Here is a 21,630-nt window from a genome sequence, read left to right as displayed (position 1 = left end):
GCGCGGGCACGACGAGCACCGAGCAGCAGCGGCCGGGGCGGTCGTGACCGCGACCGCCCCGGCCGGGAACCGCGGCCCGTACGGGTCGCACCGGGCGCGACGTGCGCCGAGGAGAGATCGACAGGGAGTGGACCGTGACCTGGCTGGACGACCGAGCGGTGGCAGTGATCACCGGAGCGGCGGTGGGGGACGCGCTGGGGGGCGCCACCGAGGGCTGGACCCCCGAGCAGATCGAGGAGCGCCACGGGGGGCGCGTGACGGGGATCGTGGAGCCCTGGTACCCGAACTGGCAGGACGCGCGTCCGATCGCGCCCTACCACAAGGGTGACGGGCACATCACGGACGACACCCTCATGACGCGCGCGCTCGTCGAGGTGTACGCGAAGCGTCGCGAGCACCTCGACGCGTACGCGATGGCCGAGGACCTCGTGCCGCTCATGATCGGCGAGCCGCGCTGGATCCCCGAGCTCGAGTCGACCGCGCTGCTGCTGCAGCGCGTGTTCCTCGCCGAGAAGTGGATCGTCGCGCGCCTGCACTACGGGCACGTGGACCCGCGCGAGGCGGGCGTCGGGAACGTCGTGAACTGCGGCGCCGCGATGTACGTCGCGCCCGTCGGCCTCGCGAACGCCGGCGACCCGCGCGGCGCGTACGCCGAGGCGATCGACCTCACCGGCGCGCACCAGTCGAGCTACGGCCGCGAGGCCGCGGGCGTCTTCGCGGCCATGGTCGCCGCGTCCGTCGCGCCGGGGGCGACGGTCGACGACGTCGTGCACGCCGCGCTCGACGTCGCCCACGACGGCACCGCCGCGGCGCTCCAGGCCGTCGTCGACGCCTTCGACGGCTGGACGACCGCCCCGACGACGGACGAGGAGGAGCGCGCGCTCGCGCGGCTCGTCCGGGAGACGGTCGCGCCGTTCGACTCCGTCGGTCCCGCCTACCGGCAGATGTCCATGGACGCGCGCCGCCCGTCGCGCACCAAGTCCATCGAGGAGCTGCCCGCGGCGCTCGGCTTCGTGCTCGGGCACCGCGGCGACTTCCGCGGCGCCGTGCTCGGCGCCGTGAACTACGGGCGCGACGCCGACTCGATCGCCGTCATGGCCGGCGCGGTCTGCGCCGGGCTGGGCGGGACCGCCGTCGTGCCGGACGAGTGGCTCGACGCGATCGAGGAGGCGAGCCGTATGGACGTCCGCGAGACCGGCCGCCTCATGGCGTCCGCCGCGGCGGACATCCTCCGCTCCGACCGGGAGCGCGCCACGTCGCGCCTGCGCGCGCTCGCCGAGCTCGGCGGCGCGTCCGCGGACGGCGCCGGTCTCGGCGCGCACGACGGCGCGGCACAGGCCGCGGGGGCGGGTGACCCGGCGTGAGGCTCACCTGGGCCCAGCCCGAGGACCTGCTCGCGCACGAGCTCGTCCAGGCCGCGGCGGAGGGCAAGGACGCCGCGGCGCTCGCGGACGTCCGCGACCGCTGGGCCGCCGCGGGCGGCGACCCCGTCCCCGCGGTGAGCGGTGCCGGTCCCGTCCCCGCGACCCCGGCGCTGCGCGCGCTCGCGCGGGACCTGCTCGTCGAGCTCGACGCGCTGCCCCCGGCGCCCGCGCCGGACGAGCCCGACGAGTGGGACGCGATCCTCGCCACGCTCCCGGCCGCGCCGGTCCTGCCGCGCCGACCGGGCGGCGTCGGTCGGACGGCCTCGACGGACGTGAGCCGCGACGCCGCGTACGGCGACCGCGTGCTCGGCGCGTGGACGGGCCGCGCGGCGGGCTGCCTGCTCGGCAAGCCGGTGGAGAAGATCCCGCGCGCGGGCATCGAGGAGATCCTGCGCGCGACGGGCCGGTGGCCGCTCGACCGCTGGTTCACCGCCGTCGGGCTGCCCGACGACGTCGCCGCGCGCTGGCCGTGGAACCGGCGCAGCGCCCCGACGTCGCTCGAGGAGAACATCGACGGGATGCCGGAGGACGACGACCTCAACTACCCGATCCTCGCGCTCGCCCTGCTGGAGCGGCACGGGCGCGGCTTCACGACGGACGACGTCGCGCAGCTCTGGCTCGACGCGCTTCCCGCGGGCCGCGTGTTCACGGCCGAGCGCGCCGCGTACCGCAACGTCCTCGACGCGCGGCCGGTGCCGGAGACGGCGACGCACCACAACCCGTTCCGGGAGTGGATCGGCGCGCTCATCCGCACGGACGTGCTCGGCTGGGTCGCGCCCGGCGACGTGCGCGAGGCCGCGCGCCTCGCGTGGACGGACGCGCGCCTGAGCCACACGCGCAACGGCGTGTACGGCGCGATGTGGGCCGCCGCCCTCGCGTCGGCGGCCATGGTCTGCGAGACGGTGGACGACGTGCTCGACGCCGCGGACGCCGTCGTGCCGCCGGGCAGCCGCCTCGCCGCGGCGATCCGGCTCGGCCGCGACGCGGGCCGCGACGGCGACGCGTCCGAGGCAGGCGTGCGTGCCGGCCTCGACGCGATCCACGCCGCCTACGGCGACCTGCACTGGGTGCACGTGCTCAACAACGCCGCGGTGATCGCCTACGCGCTCACGGCGGGGCGCGGGGCGGACGGGCGCGGCGACTTCGGCGCGAGCGTCGCGATCGCCGTCACCGCGGGCTGGGACACCGACTCCGCGGGCGCGACGGTCGGCGGCGTGGTGGGTGCGCTGCAGGGCGTCGACGGGATCGGCCCGCAGTGGACGCGCCCGCTCGACGGCCACATCGCGACCTCGCTGCCCGGCGGCGAGCAGAGGATCGTGGACCTCGCGGCGCGGACGGTCGCGCTCGCGGCGACGCCGGTCGTGGTGGCCGGGGGAGCCGTGCAGGGAGCCACGGAGGGGGCGCGCGCATGAGCACGACGGCGGACGCGGGGCAGGACCCGACGCACGGTGGAACGGTCCCGGGCGGGTCGGGGCGGGTCGTGGTGGTCGGGTCGGCGAACGTCGACCTCGTCGTCGACGTGCCGCGCCACCCCGGCGGCGGCGAGACCATCCTCGGTGGCGACCTCCGCCGCAACCCCGGCGGCAAAGGCGCGAACCAGGCCGTCGGAGCGGCGCGCGCGGGCGGCGCGGACACGACGTTCGTCGGCGCGCTCGGGCACGACGACGCGGCGGACCTCCTGCGCGCGTCGCTCGAGCGCGGCGGCGTGCGGACGGATCTCGTGGAGCGGGTCGACGCCCCGACCGGGACGGCCCTCATCACGGTCTCGCCCGACGGGGAGAACGCGATCGTCGTCGCGCCCGGCGCGAACTCGCACGTGACGGTCGGCGCGGCGCAGGCCGAGCGGATCGCCGCGGCGGACGTCGTGCTCGCGCAGCTCGAGGTCCCGCTCGACGTCGTGCGCGCGGCCGCGGCCGCACGCCGCCCGGGTGCGCTCCTGGTGCTCAACGCGGCGCCGTCGCGCGACCTGCCCGACGACCTCTGGGACACGATCGACGTGCTCGTCGTCAACGAGCACGAGGCCGCGGACCTGGTGGGCCCGACGGAGGGCGAGACCGACCCGAGCAGCCTTGCGAGCCTCCTGCTGCTCCGCGTACCGGCCGTCGTCGTGACGCTCGGTGGCCGCGGCAGCCTCGTGCACGAGCGGCTCCCGGGCGGCACGCTCGGCACCGACGTCCCCGCGGTCCCCGTCGACGCCGTGGACACGACCGGCGCGGGCGACACGTTCTGCGGCGTCCTCGCCGCGGCCCTCGCTCGCGGCGCGGACCTGCCCGACGCCGCCCGGCTCGCCGCCGCCGCGGGCGCGCTCGCGGTGACCCGACCCGGGGCGCAGGACGCCGTGCCCGACGCGGCGGACGTCGTCGCGCTCGCGCGCCGGGCCGACGGCCTCACCTGACCGACCCGAGCCACTTCGCAGCACGACCGAGCGCGGGCCCGCCCGCCGAGGGAAAGGCACCATGACGTACACGTTCGACCCGCTCGTCCCGCGTCCGATCGACAAGCCGACCGAGGTCGCGCTCGACGGGCCGCTCACGCCCGAGCAGTCCCTCGCGCTCGACGAGGCGAAGATCTTCGTCGGCCCGGCCGACCCCGCCGACCGCCCGGCCTGGCGCGAGCGGCTCGCCGCGTGGCGCGACGACGCCCGCCGCCGGCACGGCTACACGGGCGCCGCCTACGACCGGCCGGACGCGACGTGGGCCGCGGGGTGCTCGACGGTCGCGCAGGTGTGGCTGTGGGACGAGCTGCTCTACTCGTTCGAGGAGCACCGGTTCACGCCCGAGCGGTTCCTCGCGGACGCGCGCGAGCGGTTCGGCGGCCTCGACGCGGTGGTCCTGTGGCACGCGTACCCGGTCATCGGGATCGACGACCGCAACCAGTGGGACTTCTACCGCGACGTGCCCGGGATCGTCGACCTCGTGCGGACCTTCCACGACGCGGGGCTCCACGTGTTCGTCGACTACAACCCGTGGGACGTCGGCACCCGTCGCGGCGACGACGACCTCACCGAGCTCGCGGCCGTCGTGCGCGACCTCGGCGCCGACGGCGTCTTCCTCGACACCCTGAAGAAGGCCGAGCCGGAGCTCGTCGCGCGGCTCGAGGCCGCGCGGCCCGGCATCGTGCTGGAGGGCGAGTCCAAGCTCCCGGTCGAGCGCATCGAGGACCACTCGTCGTCGTGGGCGCAGTTCTTCGCCGACTCGCCCGTGCCCGGCGTGCTGCGCGCGCACTGGTACGAGCGCCGGCACATGCAGCACCACGTGCGCCGCTGGCACCGCGACCACTCCGAGGAGCTCCAGTCCGCGTGGCTCAACGGCGTGGGCGTCATGGTGTGGGAGGTCGTGTTCGGCGTGTGGGTCGGCTGGTCGCCGCGCGACGCCGCGACGGTGAAGCGCCTCGTCACGGTTCAACGCGCGGCGCGGCCGCTGCTGCTCGACGGCGAGTGGACGCCGCTCGCCGAGCTCGCCCCGGAGGCGGAGGAGGCAGGGGTCTACGCGTCGCGCTGGGACCTCGACGGCGTGACCCTGTGGACCCTGGTGAACCGCGGCGACGAGGAATACGACGGCCCGCTCCTCCCGGCCGACCACCCCTCCCGCCGAACCCTGGATCCCTCCTCAGCCAGGGCGGTCGGTGGGGAGGAGCCCCGGGCTCGGCGGGGCGTGCGGGTGCCGGGGCGGGGGGTCGCCGCGGTGCTGCACGTGGTCGACGGCGCCGGGGAGCCCGACTGGCTGCCGCACCTGCGCGACGTGGTCGCCTCGCTCGACACGTCCTCGCCGCACGACCCCGACGCGCGGTTCCCGCACCGGGTCGCGCGCCGCCTCGCGCCGGGCGGCACCGGGGCGACGGGAGCTCCCGGGGCGGGGGCCGTCGTCGTCCCCGCGGGGCCGTACGTGCTGACGGTGCGGCACCGGGCGCGCGAGACGGGCATGTACCAGGGCGCGCCGTACGTCGACGAGTGGAAGCCGCTGCCGCCGCGCCTGCACGACGCGCGGACCCTCCAGCGCGACGGCGAGCTCGCCGCGCCGGTCGCGGTCGGAGACGACGTGACGAACGCGGAGTTCGCGGAGTTCCTCGCGGCCACCGGGTACGAGCCCGCGGTCGCCCACCGCTTCCTCGCGCACTGGCCGGACGGGCGTCCCGCTCCCGGCACGGAGGACGAGCCCGTGACGTTCGTCGACCTCGACGACGCACGTGCGTACTGCGCGTGGCGCGGCGGGCGCCTGCCCACCGAGGACGAGTGGCAGCTCGCGGCCGAGCAGCCCGGCTGGACGCGCCGCGAGCCCGCCGTGTGGAGCTGGACGGGATCCGAGCACTCCGACGGCCGCACGCGGTTCGTCATGCTCAAGGGCGGCAGCGACTACCGCGCCGAGGGCTCCGACTGGTACGTCGAGGGCGGGCGCCACGCGGCCGACTACGCGGTCAAGCTCCTCGTCCCCGGCCTGGGGCTCGCGCGCGGCGCGACCGTCGGGTTCCGCTGCGCGTGGGACCTCGCCGACGACCAGCCCGCCGACGACCAGCCCGCCGAGGAGGTGACGGCATGACGGACGCACCGCGCGTCTCGCGCGACCCCGCCGCGGGCGCGCTCGCGGGCCTGCGCGTGATCGACGCGTCGACGCTGTTCGCCGGGCCCATGGCGGCGATGCACCTCGGCGACCTGGGCGCCGACGTCGTCAAGGTCGAGCACCCGACCAAGCCCGACCCGTCGCGCACGCACGGCGCCGCGAAGGACGGCGTGAACCTGTGGTGGAAGACGCTCGGGCGCAACAAGCGCACCGTCACGGTGAACCTCGGGAGCGACGGCGGCCGCGAGGTGTTCCTCGCGCTCGTCGCCGACGCGGACGTCGTCATCGAGAACTTCCGGCCCGGCACGCTCGAGCGCTGGGGGCTCGGCTACGACGAGCTGTCCGCGCGCAACCCGCGACTCGTGCTCGCGCGCGTGAGCGGGTTCGGGCAGGTCGGGCCGTACCGCACGCGCCCCGGGTTCGGGACGCTCGCCGAGGCGATGAGCGGGTTCGCGGCGATGACCGGCGAGCCCGACGGCCCGCCGACCCTCCCGCCCTTCGGCCTCGCCGACGGCGTCGCGTCGCTCGCGACCGCGTTCGCCGTCATGGTCGCGCTGTCCACGCGCGAGCGCACCGGCCACGGGCAGGTCGTCGACACGGCGATCATCGAGCCGATCCTCGCGATGCTCGGGCCGCAGATCACGCGCTGGGACCAGCTCCGCACCGTGCAGCCGCGCACCGGCAACCGGTCGGCGAACAACGCGCCGCGCAACACCTACCGCACGCGCGACGGGCAGTGGGTCGCGGTGTCGACGTCGGCGCAGTCCATCGCCGAGCGCGTCATGCGGCTCGTGGGTCGTCCCGAGATCGTCGACGAGCCGTGGTTCGCGAGCGGCGTCGAGCGCGCGCAGCACGCCGACCTGCTCGACGAGGCCGTCGGCGGCTGGATCGCGCAGCGCACGCGCGACGAGGTCGTCGCCGCGTTCGAGGAGGCGCAGGCCGCCGTCGCGCCGATCTACGACGCCCAGGACATCGTCGACGACCCGCAGTTCCGCGCGCTCGGCACGATCCACGAGATCGAGGACCCCGAGCTCGGGCCGATGCTCATGCAGGGCCCGCTGTTCCGGATGTCCGAGAACGACGGCGTCATCCGCTTCACCGGCCGCGCGCACGGCGCCGACACCGACGCCGTGCTCGGCGAGCTCGGGTTCGCGCCCGAGCGCGTCGCCGAGCTGCGGGCGGAGGGCGCCGTATGAGTGCGGGTGCTCGGTCGGGTCCGGGAGGCGGGCCGGGGTCGGGCGACCGGCACACGTCCCAGGTCGGCGCGCCGCCGCTGACGCTGCTGTACGTGCCCGCGGACCGGCCCGACCGGGTCGCCAAGGCGCTCGGGTCCGCGGCCGACGTCGTGCTCGTGGACCTGGAGGACGCCGTCGCGCCGGTGCGCAAGGACGAGGCGCGGGGGAACGCCGTCGGGCTGCTGGACGACGCCGCCGCGGCGCGAGGGGTCCAGGTGCGGGTCAACCACCCTGCGACGCCGTGGCACGCCGACGACGTCGCGGCGCTCGGAGGGCTGCCGCTCGCGGTCGGGGCCCGTGTGCCCAAGGTCGAGTCGGCCGACGAGGTGCGCGCGCTCGCGGCGGCGCTGCCCGGGCGGGCGCTGCACCTGCTGGTCGAGTCGGCGCTCGGGGTCGAGCGCGCGTTCGAGCTCGCGACGGCGTCGCCGCAGGTCGCGTCGCTCGGGCTCGGCGAGGCGGACCTCCGCTCCGACCTGCGGGTCGACGACGAGGCGGGGCTCGCGTGGGCACGGAGCCGGGTCGTCGTGGCCGCCCGGGCGGCGGGGCTGCCGTCGCCCGCGATGTCCGCGTACACGCACGTGCGCGACCTCGACGGGCTCGTCGCGTCGTGCCGCGCCGGGCGCGCGCTCGGGTTCTGCGGCCGCACCGCGATCCACCCGGGCCAGCTCGACACGATCCGCGACGCGTTCCTCCCGACGACCGGCGAGGTGGACCGCGCGCGAGAGGTCGTCGAGCGCGTGGGCGACGCCGCGGCGTCGGGCACGGGCGTCGTGGCGCTCGCGGACGGCACGTTCCTCGACGTCGCGATGGTCGAGCGAGCCCGCACGGTCCTCGCCCTCGCGGCGCAACACCCCGCCGGGTAGCGCCCGGCAGAGCACGACCCTGCCCGCGGTCGAGCACGACCTGAAGGTCGCTGTCGGCCCGATCACGACCCTCAGGTCGTGCTCGGCGGACGGGGGGCAGCACATCAACGGATCTCGACGAGGAGACACGATGGACGCAGCACCACGAGACGTCGCACCACGAGGTACCGCACCGCGCGACGCGGCACCACGGCCGGGCCGACGGCCCGGGACGACGGCGGTCGGGACCGCGCTGGCCCTCGCAGTCGGGCTGGGCGGGCTGGGGCTCGCGCTGCCCGCGACGGCCGCGGAGCAGGGCACGGTCGAGCCGGGGCGGGTCGCCGACTCGGCGGCCGGGCCGATCGACTACACGGTCTACCTGCCGCCCGGCTACGACGACGGCGAGCAGGAGTACCCGACGCTCTACCTGCTGCACGGGCGCGGGGACACGCAGGCCGCGTGGCAGCAGGTCACGGGGGACCTGGACGAGCTCATCGGGTCGGGCGAGATCCAGCCGATGGTCGTCGTCATGCCGGACGCACCGTGGAACGACCGCGGCTCCTGGTACACGGACTCGCTCTATGCCGGGGACGCGACGGGCGCCGGTGCCGGCACCGCCGTCGAGACGGCGTTCACGCGCGACCTCGTCGCGCACGTCGACGCCACGTACCGGACGGTCGAGGACCGCGAGGCGCGCGCCGTGGGGGGCTACTCCATGGGTGGCGCGGGCGCGCTGCGGTTCACGCTCGCGCACCAGGACACCTTCTCCGCGGGCATCGTCCTGAGCCCCGCGGTCTACGTGCCGCAGCCGCCCGCGGACTCGTCCGCGCGGGACTACGGCGCCTACGGCGTCGGCACGGCGCTCTTCGACGCCGACCGCTACACCGAGCTCTCCTACCCGGCCGCGCTCGCGGCGCTCGACCCGTCGCTGCCGGTGCACCTGTTCGTCGCCGTCGGCGACGACGAGTGGGCCAACCCCGACCCTGCGGAGGCCACGCACGACATCGACTTCGAGTCCGCGCGCCTCTACAACCAGGCGCGCCGCGTCCCGGGCGTGACGGCCGAGCTGCGCGTGCTCGACGGCGGCCACGACTGGGACGTCTGGCGGCCCGGGTTCCGCGAGGGGATCGTCGACGTCTCGTCGCGGCTGCGCACGACGCCCGCGACCCCGTGGGACGCGGACCTCCTCGGGTCGGCGGGCGACGACCGCGCGGGCGGTGCCACGGCACTGCCCGACGGCGGGACCGCCGTCGCGCTGAACCTCGCCGGGGCGTGGGACGGGTACGAGCCCGCGGGCGGGCTGGACACGGTGGTCGTGCGGCGCGACGCCGCGGGCGCCGAGGTCTGGCGGCACGCGGTCGCGACGGGCGCGGACGACCGCGCGTACGGCGTCGTGCCGGGCGCCGACGGCGGCGTGCTCGTCGCCGGGTACACCAAGGGGGACCTCGACGGCGCGCACGCGGGCGCGACGCGCGACGACGGGTTCGTCGCGGCCGTGACCGCCGACGGCGAGCGGGCGTGGACGCTGCAGACCGGCGACCCGGGAGCAGCCGACCGCTTCTACGCGATCGCGTCCGACGGCGCAGGGGGCGCGTACGTGGCCGGGTACACGAGCGGCGCGGTCGGTGACGTCCCGAGCGCGGGGGACAAGGACGCGCTCCTGGGCCGGGTCTCCGCCGACGGCGAGCTGCTCTGGCTGCGCCAGGTGGGCGGGCCCGGCGAGGACAAGGCGCTCGCGGTCGCGGCGTCGCCCGACGGCGCGGTGTACGTGGGCGGGGTGTCGGGCGGCGGGATGCCCGGGGCCGAGCACGCGGGCGCGAACGACGGCTGGGTCGCGCGCTACGACGCCGACGGCGGGCAGGAGTGGCTGCGGGCCGTGGCGACGAGCGAGAACGACCAGGTCAACGGCCTCGTGGCGCGCGCGGACGGGTCGGTCGTCGCGGTCGGGCACACGCGCGGCGCGCTCGGTGAGGACGGAAACCTCGGGGACAACGACGTCGTGGTGCGGGCGTTCGACCCCGCGGGCGAGGTCCTGTGGACGACGCAGGTCGGCACGTCCACCGACGACCGCGGCGTGACCGGCGTCCTCGGCGCGGACGACGCCGTGCTCGTCGTCGGCACGACGTACGGCGCCCTGGGCACGGCCGTCGGAGGGGTGGACGTCGTGACGTTCCCCGTCGCGGCCGACGGCACCCCGGGCGAGGCGACGCAGACCGGCTCGCGCGAGCGCGACGGTGCCGACGAGTGGGACGACGCGAACCTGTTCGCGACCCCGGCCCCGGCCGCCTTTGGGCCGGGCTCGGCCGACTCGGCCGACTCGGCCGGCACGACCGGCGAGGGAGCGGCGCTGCTCACCGGGCTCACGTACGGCGCCCCCGCGGGAACGACCAACGCGGGTGCGGCGGATGTGTTCGTCGCGCGCGTGCCGTGGGACGCCGTCGTGCCGGGCTCCGGACCGGGCGAGCCGGCGCTGACCGCGACCGCCGAGACGCGGTGCCTGGCCGGGAAGGCCTACGTCGCGGTGCGCGCCACGAGCACGGCGGCCGCGCCCGTCGACGTCGAGCTCGCCACGCCGTACGGCACGCGGGTGGTCGCGGACGTCGCCCCGGGGGCGAGCGCCTACCAGTCGTTCCCCGTCCGCGCCGCGACCGTCCCCGCGGGCGAGGCGACCGTCACCGCGGAGGGCCGCTCCGCCGTCGTCCCGTACGACGCGCTCACCTGCGGCTGACCGCCGAGCACGACCCTGCGCGCTGTCGAGCACGACCGGGGGGTCGTTGTCGGCCAGACAACGACCCCCAGGTCGTGCTCGGCGCGGCGCGGCCTGCGCGGCGCGGCCTGCGCGGCGCGACCGGCCGGGGCGGTCAGCAGGTGAGGTGGTCGCCCGTCGTGGTGCCGACGATCTCCACGTAGTGGCGGAAGAGGCGGACACGGTTGTTCATCTGGCGAGGGTTGCCGCCCTCACACTCGAGGGGGCCGTTGATGGACCGGATGGTCTCGGCGAAGCCGTGCTCGCCGACGATCGCGTCGTGGCACGTCATCGACGCGGTGCCGGGCTGCGTGTTCCAGTACCAGAGCGCGGTCTGCCACGCGACGGTCGGGTCCTGCTCGACCAACCACGGGTCGGCGAGGAGGTCGATCCCCAGCGCCTCGCCGGCCGCCCGGTAGTTGAAGTTCCAGGAGAGCTGGAGCGGGCCGCGGCCGTAGTAGGCGTCCTGCCCGGCCGGGCACCCGTACGGCTGGGCGGGGTCGCAGTAGTGCGGGTAGTTCGCGGTGTTCACCTCGACGACGTGCACCAGCCCGTGCGTCTCGTGGCTCACGTTCGCGAGGAACGCCGCCGCCTCGCGGCGGGCCACCCGGTCGCCGCCGGTCGTCGCGAACCCGGGGTACGCGGCCGTCGCGGCGACGAGCCCGGCGTACGTGTAGAAGGGGTTCCGCTCGGGGAACATCGCGTCGAACTGCTGCTCGGTCACGACGAACGTCGGCGCGCTGTCCGGCGCCGGCGGCGAGGCGTGCGTCGTCGAGGTGAGCGAGGGCGTCGGGTCGGCCATGGGGTCCTCTTCGTCGGCGGCGGCCGCGACGTCGCGGCCGTGACCACCCTACGTGATTCGTGAGGAGACCTGCGTAATATCCGGGCGGCGGAGGAGGTGCGCCACACCGCTCGTTCGAGCACGACATCACCCGCCCTCGAGCACGACATGAGGGCCGCCATCGACTCGATGACGACCCTCGTGTCGTGCTCGGCGGGACCGGCGGTCAGGACGTCAGCCGCACGTGGTCTCCGGGTAGGCCGCCGTGCCCTTCGTCTGGACGCCAAGGCCGTCGACGTTCTTGTACGCGACGAGCGTCACCCCGCCCGCGTCGAGCGACGTGCCCTTGACCGAGAACGTCTTCTCGACCGTCTCCCCGGCGGGGATCTTCGTGAACTTGTGCTCGCCCGAGACCGTCGTCACCCGGACGTCGATCGGCACCGTGTCGGTGTTCGTCACCGAGGTGGTCAGCCAGAGCTGCTTGCCCGCCGCCTTGCACGACGGCGTCGCCGTGCCCGTGAAGAGGACGCTCGTGGACCCCGGCTCGGCGCCGATCGTGGCCGCCGTCGCGGACTGGTCGAACGACGCGTTGCCGTAGGTCGCGAACCAGCCCTGCGCCGTCGCGAAGTCGTCCGTGAAGGCCCGCGACAGGAGCAGCAGGAGCCGCGCCTTCACGGCGGTGAGGTCGCCGCCCGGGAGGATGCCGGTCCCGCCCCCGTACGACGACCCCGACCCGGTGCGCGTCGTCGAGACGAACCACACGCCCTTGTCGCGGATCGCCGCGGTGCGGGCCTGGCTCATCGCGGACGAGATGCCGCCCGCGCCGGTGCCCGCGGTGACGATGCCCTTGACCCCCGCGTTCGCGAACGCCGCGACACCCTCTCCGCCTGCCTGCTGGTAGGACGTGACGATCTCGACGCGCGGGAGGGTCTTCGCGTCGACCTTCGTGACGTCGAACGGCGTGAACCACTCCTCGGTGTCGCACGCCAGCACGCGTGCCGGCGCGCGGCCCAGCGTGATGTTGTCGCCGTCGATCCAGCCGAGCACGCCGTACTCGCGCGTCTGGAACGTGTCCGTGCGGTACGAGTTCGACTTGGTGACCTCGCGGGCCGCCTGGATCTCGTCGTTGAGCATGAGCACGGTGCCGAAGCAGAACGTCTGCTGCGACGCCGCGACCTTGATCGCGTTGTACAGGTTCGCGGGCGCGTCCGTGCCGAACACGAGGCTCGAGTCCGGCCCGTCGCCCGACCCCCACGGGCGCATCGAGCCGGACGTGACGACGGGCTTGCGCGACTGGACCGTGAGGTCGAGCCAGTACGCGAACTCCTCCTGCGTGTCGGTCCCGGTCGTCACGACGACGGCGTCCGCCGTCTCGAGCTGCTTCTCCACCTCGAGCGTGAGCGCGTGGAACTGCTCCATCGAGTAGCCGGACGACCCGGCGTTGCCGAACTGGACGGCCGTGACGTCGGCGACGGCGTCGAGCTCCGGGCGCAGCGTATCGAGCATGTCCTCCATGAGGTACGTGCCGGCGCGGTAGCTCGTGAACGTGTCGCGGCCGGACGCCTTGCCGGCCATGGTGCCGCCGGTCGCGACGACGACGACCTTCGGCTTCTCCGCGGCGGCGGTCGCCGTCGCGGTCGTGTACTGCGCGGACGTGATGCCGAGCGGGTTGGCCGGGGCCGTCCCGGCGGCGAGCACCGGTGCCGCGGCGCCCTCGGCGCGTGCGGCGGCGGCGGACGCCCGGGAGTCGGCGACGGTGTACGCGACCGTCGCGGCGAGGGCCGCGCACGCCAGGACGAGCGCGACGACGGCCGCGACGGCGCGGCCGGACAGGGTCAGGGTGAACGTTCTCAACAGGGGGCCTTCCGTCGGGGGAACATCTGGCCCGCCCGACGCTAGGGACCGTGTGTTGCCTGATGGTTGCCTGTGCGTAAGAAGTACTCGCGTACCGGATCGTCCGCCGGCGCGCGCGGAGGCCCGCTGCGTCGCGCCGGTTGACCCGCGCACGCCGCGGGTCCAGCCTGGCGGGAGGGGCCGGCGCCGGTCCGGCCCGGTCAGGAGCGGTCATGGACGATCGCGACGCCGCCCTCCTGCGGGCGCACGAGCACGCCGCCGCGTGGCTCGACTCCCTCGCGACGCGGCCCGTCCCGCCGCGGGCGACCGTGGCCGACGTCGTCTCGGCGCTCGGCACCGACCTGCCCGACGGTCCGACGCGGGGCGCGGACGTCGTCGACCTCCTCGCCACGGCGTGCGGGCCCGGCCTCACGGCGATGCCGTCCGGCCGCTTCTACGGCATGGTCATCGGCGGGAGCCACCCCGCGGCGCTCGCGGCCGACTGGCTCACGAGCGCGTGGGACCAGAACTCCGCGCTGCGCACGGTGACCCCCGCCCACACCGCCGTCGAGGACGTGACGAGCGCGTGGCTGCTCGACCTGCTCGGGCTGCCCGCCACGGGCGCGGTCGGGTTCGTCACGGGCGCGACGACCGCGAACTTCACGGCGCTCGCCGCGGCACGGGGCGAGGTCCTGCGGCGTGCCGGGTGGGACGTGCGCCGCGACGGCCTGACGGGCGCCCCGCGCGTCCGCGTGCTCGTGGGTGCCGAGCGGCACGAGTCGGTCGACCTCGCGCTGTCCTACCTCGGGCTCGGCGCGCCCGAGGTCGTGGCCGCCGACGACCAGGGCCGGATCTCGGTCGTCGCGCTCGAGGAAGCCCTGACCGACCCCGCCTCTCCCTCGACCGGTGGGACCGGGGGCCCGACGATCGTCGTGCTCCAGGCGGGCAACGTGCACTCCGGGGCGTTCGACCCGTTCGCCGCCGCGGTCGAGGTCGCGCACCGGCACGGTGCGTGGGTGCACGTCGACGGCGCGTTCGGGCTCTTCGCCGCCGCGTCGCCGTCGTACCGGCACCTCGTCGCGGGGTACGAGGGCGCGGACTCGTGGGCGACCGACGCGCACAAGACGCTCAACGTCCCGTACGACTGCGGGCTCGCGATCGTCGCCGACCCGGCGCCGCTGCGCGCGGCGATGGGGATGCACGGCGACTACCTCATCCAGAGCGACACGGGCGACCCGCTCGACAAGGTGCCGGAGCTGTCGCGCCGCGGTCGCGCGTTCCCCGTGTGGGCGGTGCTTCGCGCGCTGGGGCGCGCGGGCGTCGCGGACCTCGTCGAAGGCTTCTGCCGGCACGCGACGACCTTCGCGGAGGGGATGCGCGCGCTCGACGGCGCGGTCGTGCTCAACGACGTCGTCTTCACCCAGGTCTGCGCGGCGTTCGGCGACGACGCGCGGACGCAGGACGTCGTGCGCCGCGTGCTCGACGACGGCACGGCCTGGATGTCCGGCTCACGCTGGCACGACCGCGCGGTGCTGCGCGTGTCGGTGAGCTCGTGGGCGACGACGGACGACGACGTCCGGGTGAGCCTCGACGCCCTGCGCCGCGCCGCGTCGTCGGGCTGAGGCGGTCCACGTCCTGCGCCGGGCCCGGCGGCGGGCGGGGCGCGGCGCCTACACTCGCTGCCGTGCCGACCGCCGAGGACCTCGCCGCCGCCGTCCGCGCGCGTGCCGAGGGGACGCCGTACCGGATCGTCGACGAGCGCCCGGACGGGTTCGAGCTGCGGCTCGACCGCCCGGACGCGGCGTGGTGGCGGATCTTCTCGCACAGCTACTACGCGACGCTCGTCACCCACGAGGTGCGCGTCCTGCCGGACGGGCTGCGGGTCGAGCTCACCGACGTCGTGCGGCGCACCCACTGGGCTCTCGACGCGGACGGGCGGTTCGTCGAGCCCGAGCGGGGCTGGGTGCGCTCCGTCTCGCGCGGGACCGTCCGTTCGACGTTCACCGCGTCGATCACCGACGAGGAGTCGGGGGCGCGGACGCGCGTCCTCTTCGACACGGGGGCCGGGCGCCGGATCGTCACCGACGCGGCCCAGGGCCTCGGCATGAGCGTGGGTGCGTCGGCCGGGAGCCGCGCCGCGACGATCGTCGGCCTCGTGGCGGCGGGCGTCGGTCTGGCCGTCGCGCTCGGCGTGGTGGTCCTCGCGCTCACCGTCGGTCGGGGCTGACGGCCCGACCCACGAGACGACCCCGGATGCGGCGGGCCCGGGCGTCCCCGCCGAAGCGAGGGCGCCCGGGCCGAGCAGCGGGCCGGTCAGCGGCCCCCCGCTGCCGTCATCGACCGCGGTGCTTGCCGAGGTCGACGCGCACGAGGTGCCCGTCGGGCGGCGTCGTCTCGTCCGGGGGCAGCGCGTTCGTCGTCGCGAGCAGGCCCCTGCCGTCCCACTCGAGCCCGGCGGGCATCGGGACCTCGACGACCGTGCTCGGGCCGCGCTTGCCGACCTGCGAGATCTTGCCGCCGAAGAGCTCGGCCACGTAGACCGTGCCCTTGTCCGTCACGGCGAGGTTCGTCGCGCCCACGAACCCGGAGCCGAGCTGGCGCACCTTCCCCTTCCACGGGTCCACCGTGTAGACGGCGCCGCGCGCCCCGAGGCTCGCGTCCTCGGGCCCGCCGGGGAGCGTCGTCACGTAGAGCACGCCGCGCGGGCCCACCTCGACGTCCGTGGGGACGGGCTCGAACCAGTAGGTCTCGCCGACGACGCAGTCGGGCCACCCGATCGCGGCCGCGGCCTCCGCGGTGACCACCGCGGGCTGGGCCGGGAGGACGGCCACCGTGCGGATCTTCCCGCGGTCGCTGATCGACAGGATCGCGTTCGCGCCCGCGTCGGCGACGTAGGTCGTGCCGCGCGACGAGGTCGTCGCGTACGGGTGGGAGTCCGCGATCCCCGTGTACAGGCCCGGGACCGGCACCGGGGGCACCTGGGCGACGCACGCCGGGTCGGTCTCGCGCAGGCCGTACGTCACGCGTGCGTCGGGGTTGTTCGCCTGCTCGTACGCGAACGTGTCCGCGAGGACCCGGGGCGTGCCCGTCGGGTTCCCCCAGCGGTCCGTGCGCAGCGTCGAGACCTCCGACGCGACCGGTCCCTGCTCGCCGAGCTGCGTCTCGGTGAACGTGATGCGGCGGTCGGCGTAGGAGACGCCGCCCACCTCGCCGCCGTCGGGCGACGCGTAGAGCACGCTCGGCGTGCCGTCGCTCCCCACGGACGTGAGCAGGCCGGGGAAGTTCTGGGTGACGTAGGTCGTGCCGCGCGGACCGACCGCGAGGCTGAGCGGGGTGACGAGCCCGGTCGCCACGTCGGTCACGGTGGGCGGGCGCGGGTCGTGCCCGCCGCCGTGCGCGACGGCAGGGCTCGCGACGAGCACGAGGGCGGCGGTCGCTGCGGCGACGCCTGCGGGCAGGGCGGTGCGGAGTCTTCTCATGGGTGCTCCAGGTCCGGCGGTCCCGGGGCGCGGCAGGGATGTCGTCGCCGTGCTGCGGGGCAGCACGCGTGCGCGTCGCGCCGGGGACGTGGGTGAGGTGGTCGTCGGGCCGGACGACGTGGCGCGCCAGGGTGTGCCGGGGCGTGCCGTGCGACCGGCGAGGCGCCGGCCGGGAGTCTGCTGTGCGTCGGCGGTGAGCACAGACCTCCGAGTGTGCACCCGACGGCGGTCGCGGTCCAGGACCGTCGCCCCGGGCGACGAGCACCCGGAGCGACGGCGGACCGGTGGGTCAGCGGCGGACGGCCAGGTCCACCCACACGAGCCGGTGGTCGCTGCTCGGGAACGGGAAGACGCCCGTCAGGCGCGAGAGCGGGTCCGCCTGGACGGGCCAGAACACCCCGGCGTCGCGCACGCGCAGGTCGCGCGACGGCAGCACGTAGTCGGCGCGCAGGTTGCCCGGCGCGGTGTCCGCGAAGTCGGCGGTGTCGAGCGCGGGGTCGCCCCGGTGGGTCGCGTTCGCGCCGCCCTGGAGCGCGGCGGCCTCGACGCCGCCGGCCGAGCGGGGTGCCGGGTCCTGGACGCGCCGGTGGTCGAGGAGCTGGTCGATCGCGGCGTCGACCGAGTCGCCGTCGAGCGGGTCGGCGTTCTGGTCGCCCAGGACCACGAAGCTCTCGCCCGGGTGCAGGCCCCCGCGGCGGCCGGCGTCGTCGTACACGTACCGCGACGCCTTGCCGGGCGTCACGTAGTCCGCCCAGAACCGGATCTCGTCGTGGTTGCGCCGCCCGTTGCGGTCCTCGGGGCCGTCGAACGTGGGCGGCGTCGGGTGGGACGCGAGCACGTGGACCGTCTCGCGGCCGACCCGCACGGGCACGTCCCAGTGCGACTTGCTCGACAGCCGCACGACCTCGAGCTCCTCGGGCGTGAACCAGTCCGCGGGCGCGGCGGTCGCCGGGTCGTCGGGGAGCAGCGCGCCGGGCATGTCCTTCCACAGGAAGTGCTGGAAGGTGCGGACGCCGCGCGTGTCGATCGGGTACCGCGACAGCACGACCATGCCGTACTGGCCCTCGAACACCCCGAAGCCGAACGCGTCGTCGCCCCCGCCGACCGCGCCGTCGTTGTTGAGGTCGAACCCGCTGGGCACGCCCGTGTTCGACGGCGCGACGTACGCGTAGCGGTAGTCGATCGGCGTCGCGCCGCCCTGGGCGACCTCGAGGTAGTTGTCGCGGAACAGGTCGGCGGCGCGCCCGTCGGGCACGTAGTCGAACTCGTTGAGCAGCACGACGTCGGGCCGCGTGCGCTGCAGCACCTCGGCGATCGTCGCGGCCTGCGGGTCGTCGGGGGTCGAGAGGTCGGCCTCGAGCTCGCCCGCCGCGGCGCGGTTGAGGCTCGCGTTGTACGTCGCGACGCGCAGCGTCCCGCGGTCGTGGCCGCTCCCGTGGCCGCTCCCGTGGCCGTTCCCGTGGCCGCCGTGCGCGACGGCGGGGCTCGCGGCGGCGCCGGCGACTCCCCCGGTAATGGTGGCGGTCAGGGCGACGGCCAGGGCGACGGGAACGGCGAGGGCAGAGGTCAGGACGGTGCGTGCGGTGCGGGGCTGGGCCCGGTGAACAGGTCTCGTGGACACGGTGGCTCCTCGTCGTCGGGGACGGTGGTCGTCGAGAGGTTCCCCGCCACCGTACGCAGGCGCGTCCCCGCGCGGAAGGGAGGCGAGGTGACCGGCGGGTGAACGTCGGCAGGCCCTGCCGACGTGGGCGGGCGGTGGGACCCTGAGGCATGGACACCACCCAGTCCCCGCCCGTCCGCACCTACCCCCACGGCGTGCCGTGCTGGGTGGACACCGAGCAGCCCGACGTCGACGCCGCGCTCGCGTTCTACGGCGCCCTGTTCGGGTGGGAGTTCGAGGACAGGCTGCCGCCCGGCACGGGGGAGCGCTACGTCGTCGCGTCGCTCGGCGGGCAGGACGTCGCGGCGGTCGCGTCGGGGACCGGCGTGCCGGAGTGGATCACGTACGTCGCGGTCGACGACGTGGACGCCTCGTCGCGCGGCGTCCCCGACCTCGGCGGCGAGGTCCTCGACGGTCCGACGACGATCGGGCCGCCCGGGCGCATGGCGTCCGTCCGCGACCCCCAGGGCGCGACGTTCCGGCTCTGGGAGCCCGGGGCCCGAGTGGGCGCGCAGCGCGTCAACGAGCCCGGCACGTGGAACTTCAGCGTCCTGCACACGCCCGACGTCGCACGGGCGCTGCACTTCTACGGTCCGCTCCTCGGGTGGGAGGTGGACCCGGAGCTCGGCGCGGGCATGGCGCGCGTGGCGGGCTACGGCGACCACCTCGCCCGGACCGTCTACCCGGAGATCGACGCGAACCAGGAGGGCGCGCCGCCCGGGTTCCGTGACGTCGTGGCCGGCGTGGTCGAGGACGACGGGCCGGCCCACCACGCCGTGGTGTTCTCCGTCGCCGACCGGGACGCCGCCGCCGAGGCCGCCGAGCGCGCAGGTGCCGTCGTCCTTGCCGCGGAGGTCGGCGAGTGGACCCGCGAGGTCACGCTCCGCGACCCGCAGGGTGCGGTCCTCACGCTGTCGCAGTTCACCCCGCCCGAGGGCTTCTGACCGGCCGCGTGGAGCGGAGCGCCTGGCCTACCAGACAGGGAGCACCTCATGACCCGCACGACCGGACGCCTCGTCACCGCGAACCTCGCCCTCACGCTCGACGGGCGCTACCACGGCCCCGGCGGCCCGAGGGACTTCGCGGCGTTCGCCCCCTACGTCGCCACCGACACGGCGCGCGACCAGATGACCCGCATGTGCGCGGACGCGACCACGGCCGTGCTCGGCCGGGTCAACGCCGAGGGGTTCCTCGGCTACTGGCCGCCGGTCGCAGACGACAGCTCCGCGGACCCCCGGGACCGCGCGTACGCGCGCTGGCTCGTCGGCACGGAGAAGGTCGTGCTCTCGACGACGCTGGCCGAGGCGCCGTGGGACCGCGCGCGTGTCGTGGACGCCCCCGCCACGGACGTCGTCGCGGAGCTCCGCGGCACGGGAGAGGGCGACATCCTCGTCAACAGCAGCGCGAGCGTCATCAAGGCACTCCTGGCGGCCGACCTGGTCGACCGCCTGTACCTCCTGCTCGTCCCCGTCGTCGCGGGCGGTGGGCCACGGCTCTTCGACGACGGCCTGCCCACCACCTCGTGGACGGTCGCGTACCAGGAGACGGGCGCGACAGGGGAGCTCGCCGTGGTCTACGACCGGGCGCGCTGACCGCGCGACCGCTCGCCTGGCGGGGCGCGGCCCCCGGGCCTGCCACGTTCCGGCATCATGACGCCGTGAACGTCGTCACCCGCACCCCGCACGACCAGGTTGTCGCCCGTCTGCGCGCCGCGGACCTCGAGTACGGGCGCGTCGGCCCGACGGACGAGCGCGGCTGGACGTTCGCCGAGGTCGACACGGAGGTCGACGTCGAGGCCGGCCGTGAACCCGGCCCGCCCGGGTCGGTCGCGCAGGCGCTCGCGCGCGTCGACGAGCTGGTCCCGGCGCCCTGGGTCGTGCAGCTCGACGGCGGGTCGGACCTGCTGCCCGACGGCGTGAGCGCGATCCTCGCAGCCCGCACCGACCCCGTGGCTCCGCCGGCGGTCGCCACGTGGGCGCCCGTCAACCCGAGCGGGACGAGCACCGACCACGCGATGCGCCTCGACGGCGACCCGGGCCACGTGCTCGCGGCCGTCGCCGCGCTCGTCGGGCTGCGGGACGCGTCGACCGCGCCGGACCGTCTGCGCGAGCTCGAGCACCCCGACGACCTGCTCGACACGTTCGCCGCCGTCGCCGACCTGCCGGCGACCGGCTCGGCGGCGCCCGACGCCGTCGTCCAGCTCGTGCGCGCCGACGCCGCGTTCGTCCGCGCCGCGGTGCGTCGCGCCGGGGCGGCGTGGGTGCGCGCGACGGACGAGCGCACCGCCGTGTGGACGGTCGCCCGCCCGTCCGCGCCCGTCCCGGGTGCGCCCGACGACGAGGTGCGGGAGGCGTTCACCGCGGCCCTCTCCGGGGAGTTCCGTGCGCGCTCGACGATCGAGCGCGGCCTGCGGCCGGGTGAGGCGATGATCAGCCTCGAGCGGGCGGGGTCCGGGGTGTCGTGGACGCTCACGACGCCCGGGCGGCCGTGGGTCTTCGGGAGCTGGAACGACACGTGGACGGACCTGTCCACGTCCGGGACCGAGGGCGCGTACGACGTCCTCGTCGAGACCTTCGGCGAGCCGCGCGACCCGAACCGGCTGCGCGCGCTGCTCGCCGCGCCCACGTGGCCCGGCGACCCGGTCGCGGACCTCGCCTACCTCCTCGGCCTGCCGTCGGCCGTCGTCGAGGCGGTCGACGACCCGGCGCGGTTCCGGCACGGCGCCGAGCAGGTCCAGCCCCTCGGCCCGACGTCGCCGTTCACCCCGGCCGAGAACGCGGCGCTCGCGGCGCGCGCGCCCCGGCGCGGCGCGGGGAAGACCGTGCGGGACGTCGTCCTGCTCGTGCTGGGCGTCGTGCTGCTCGGGCTCGGGGCGGCGATCCTCGCGACCGACGGCGCCGTCGTCGGGTCGGACGGCCCGCCCGGGTGGGACGTCGTCGTCTGGATCGCGGGCGGCGTGCTCGCCCTCGCCGGCTGGGCAGGTCTCGGGTCGGCCCGCTCCGACCGGCGCCGCTTCCTCGCCGACACGTGAGCGGGCCCGTCCCCGGTCGCAGCACGACCGGGGACGAGCCCTC

16 protein-coding genes are annotated in these 21,630 nt (G+C 75.9%); 12 read left to right on the top strand and 4 right to left on the bottom strand.

What is annotated here, in order from left to right; translation table 11 throughout:
- Positions 1-134: 134 nt before the first annotated feature.
- From ACFVN3_RS01105 to ACFVN3_RS01075, 7 genes are all read left to right on the top strand, one after another.
- Entirely contained in the window at positions 135-1,364 is a 1,230-nt protein-coding gene (locus ACFVN3_RS01105; protein WP_378229689.1) for an ADP-ribosylglycohydrolase family protein, read from the top strand.
- A complete protein-coding gene (locus tag ACFVN3_RS01100) occupies positions 1,361-2,836 on the top strand; it encodes an ADP-ribosylglycohydrolase family protein (RefSeq protein ID WP_378229687.1) in 1,476 nt (491 codons plus the stop codon). Before ACFVN3_RS01105 ends, ACFVN3_RS01100 begins: the two co-directional genes overlap by 4 nt.
- Positions 2,833-3,819, top strand: coding sequence for a ribokinase (locus tag ACFVN3_RS01095; RefSeq protein ID WP_378229685.1), 987 nt, complete (start codon positions 2,833-2,835; stop codon positions 3,817-3,819). Before ACFVN3_RS01100 ends, ACFVN3_RS01095 begins: the two co-directional genes overlap by 4 nt.
- 61 nt (positions 3,820-3,880) lie before the next feature.
- A complete protein-coding gene (locus tag ACFVN3_RS01090) occupies positions 3,881-5,959 on the top strand; it encodes a formylglycine-generating enzyme family protein (RefSeq protein WP_378229683.1) in 2,079 nt (692 codons plus the stop codon).
- Complete coding sequence (locus ACFVN3_RS01085) at positions 5,956-7,176, top strand: CaiB/BaiF CoA transferase family protein (RefSeq protein ID WP_378229681.1); 1,221 nt, start codon at positions 5,956-5,958, stop codon at positions 7,174-7,176. The genes ACFVN3_RS01090 and ACFVN3_RS01085 overlap by 4 nt, the downstream gene beginning before the upstream one ends.
- Positions 7,173-8,078, top strand: coding sequence for an HpcH/HpaI aldolase/citrate lyase family protein (locus ACFVN3_RS01080; protein WP_378229679.1), 906 nt, complete (start codon positions 7,173-7,175; stop codon positions 8,076-8,078). The genes ACFVN3_RS01085 and ACFVN3_RS01080 overlap by 4 nt, the downstream gene beginning before the upstream one ends.
- Positions 8,079-8,208: 130 nt before the next feature.
- Positions 8,209-10,785 (top strand): alpha/beta hydrolase-fold protein, encoded by a 2,577-nt coding sequence (locus ACFVN3_RS01075; RefSeq protein WP_378229677.1) that lies wholly within the window; start codon positions 8,209-8,211, stop codon positions 10,783-10,785.
- A 133-nt stretch (positions 10,786-10,918) separates the two neighbouring features.
- Here ACFVN3_RS01075 and ACFVN3_RS01070 read toward each other — a convergent pair whose 3' ends face one another.
- On the bottom strand, positions 10,919-11,605 hold the full coding sequence (locus ACFVN3_RS01070) for a chitinase (protein WP_378229675.1): 687 nt from the start codon (positions 11,603-11,605) through the stop codon (positions 10,919-10,921).
- Between the two features lie 213 nt (positions 11,606-11,818).
- Positions 11,819-13,438: an asparaginase gene (locus ACFVN3_RS01065; protein WP_378229673.1), complete on the bottom strand. Its 1,620-nt coding sequence runs from the start codon at positions 13,436-13,438 to the stop codon at positions 11,819-11,821.
- Positions 13,439-13,650: 212 nt separating this feature from the next.
- Between ACFVN3_RS01065 and ACFVN3_RS01060 the strand changes: the two genes are divergently transcribed.
- Positions 13,651-15,039, top strand: a complete 1,389-nt coding sequence (locus ACFVN3_RS01060; protein WP_378229671.1) for a pyridoxal phosphate-dependent decarboxylase family protein — start codon at positions 13,651-13,653, stop codon at positions 15,037-15,039.
- Between the two features lie 62 nt (positions 15,040-15,101).
- Positions 15,102-15,644: a hypothetical protein gene (locus ACFVN3_RS01055; protein ID WP_378229669.1), complete on the top strand. Its 543-nt coding sequence runs from the start codon at positions 15,102-15,104 to the stop codon at positions 15,642-15,644.
- Between the two features lie 106 nt (positions 15,645-15,750).
- Here the strand turns inward: ACFVN3_RS01055 and ACFVN3_RS01050 are convergent, their stop codons facing one another.
- Together ACFVN3_RS01050 and ACFVN3_RS01045 are read right to left on the bottom strand one after the other, a co-directional pair.
- Positions 15,751-16,896 carry a ScyD/ScyE family protein gene (locus tag ACFVN3_RS01050; protein WP_378229667.1) on the bottom strand — a complete coding sequence of 382 codons (1,146 nt, stop codon included), beginning with the start codon at positions 16,894-16,896 and terminating at the stop codon, positions 15,751-15,753.
- Between the two features lie 289 nt (positions 16,897-17,185).
- Positions 17,186-18,436, bottom strand: coding sequence for an endonuclease/exonuclease/phosphatase family protein (locus ACFVN3_RS01045; protein WP_378230311.1), 1,251 nt, complete (start codon positions 18,434-18,436; stop codon positions 17,186-17,188).
- A 230-nt stretch (positions 18,437-18,666) separates the two neighbouring features.
- Between ACFVN3_RS01045 and ACFVN3_RS01040 the strand changes: the two genes are divergently transcribed.
- The 3 genes from ACFVN3_RS01040 (at position 18,667) to ACFVN3_RS01030 (ending at position 21,587) form a co-directional block, all read left to right on the top strand.
- On the top strand, positions 18,667-19,500 hold the full coding sequence (locus tag ACFVN3_RS01040; protein ID WP_378229665.1) for a VOC family protein: 834 nt from the start codon (positions 18,667-18,669) through the stop codon (positions 19,498-19,500).
- A gap of 48 nt (positions 19,501-19,548) precedes the next feature.
- Entirely contained in the window at positions 19,549-20,148 is a 600-nt protein-coding gene (locus ACFVN3_RS01035; protein WP_378229663.1) for a dihydrofolate reductase family protein, read from the top strand.
- Positions 20,149-20,213: 65 nt separating this feature from the next.
- Entirely contained in the window at positions 20,214-21,587 is a 1,374-nt protein-coding gene (locus ACFVN3_RS01030) for a hypothetical protein (protein WP_378229661.1), read from the top strand.
- Positions 21,588-21,630 lie beyond the last annotated feature (43 nt).

It is taken from the genome of Cellulosimicrobium sp. NPDC057862 (assembly GCF_042797035.1).
In the GTDB taxonomy this organism is placed as follows: domain Bacteria; phylum Actinomycetota; class Actinomycetes; order Actinomycetales; family Cellulomonadaceae; genus Cellulosimicrobium.
This window is presented reverse-complemented; position numbering and strand designations above follow the sequence as displayed.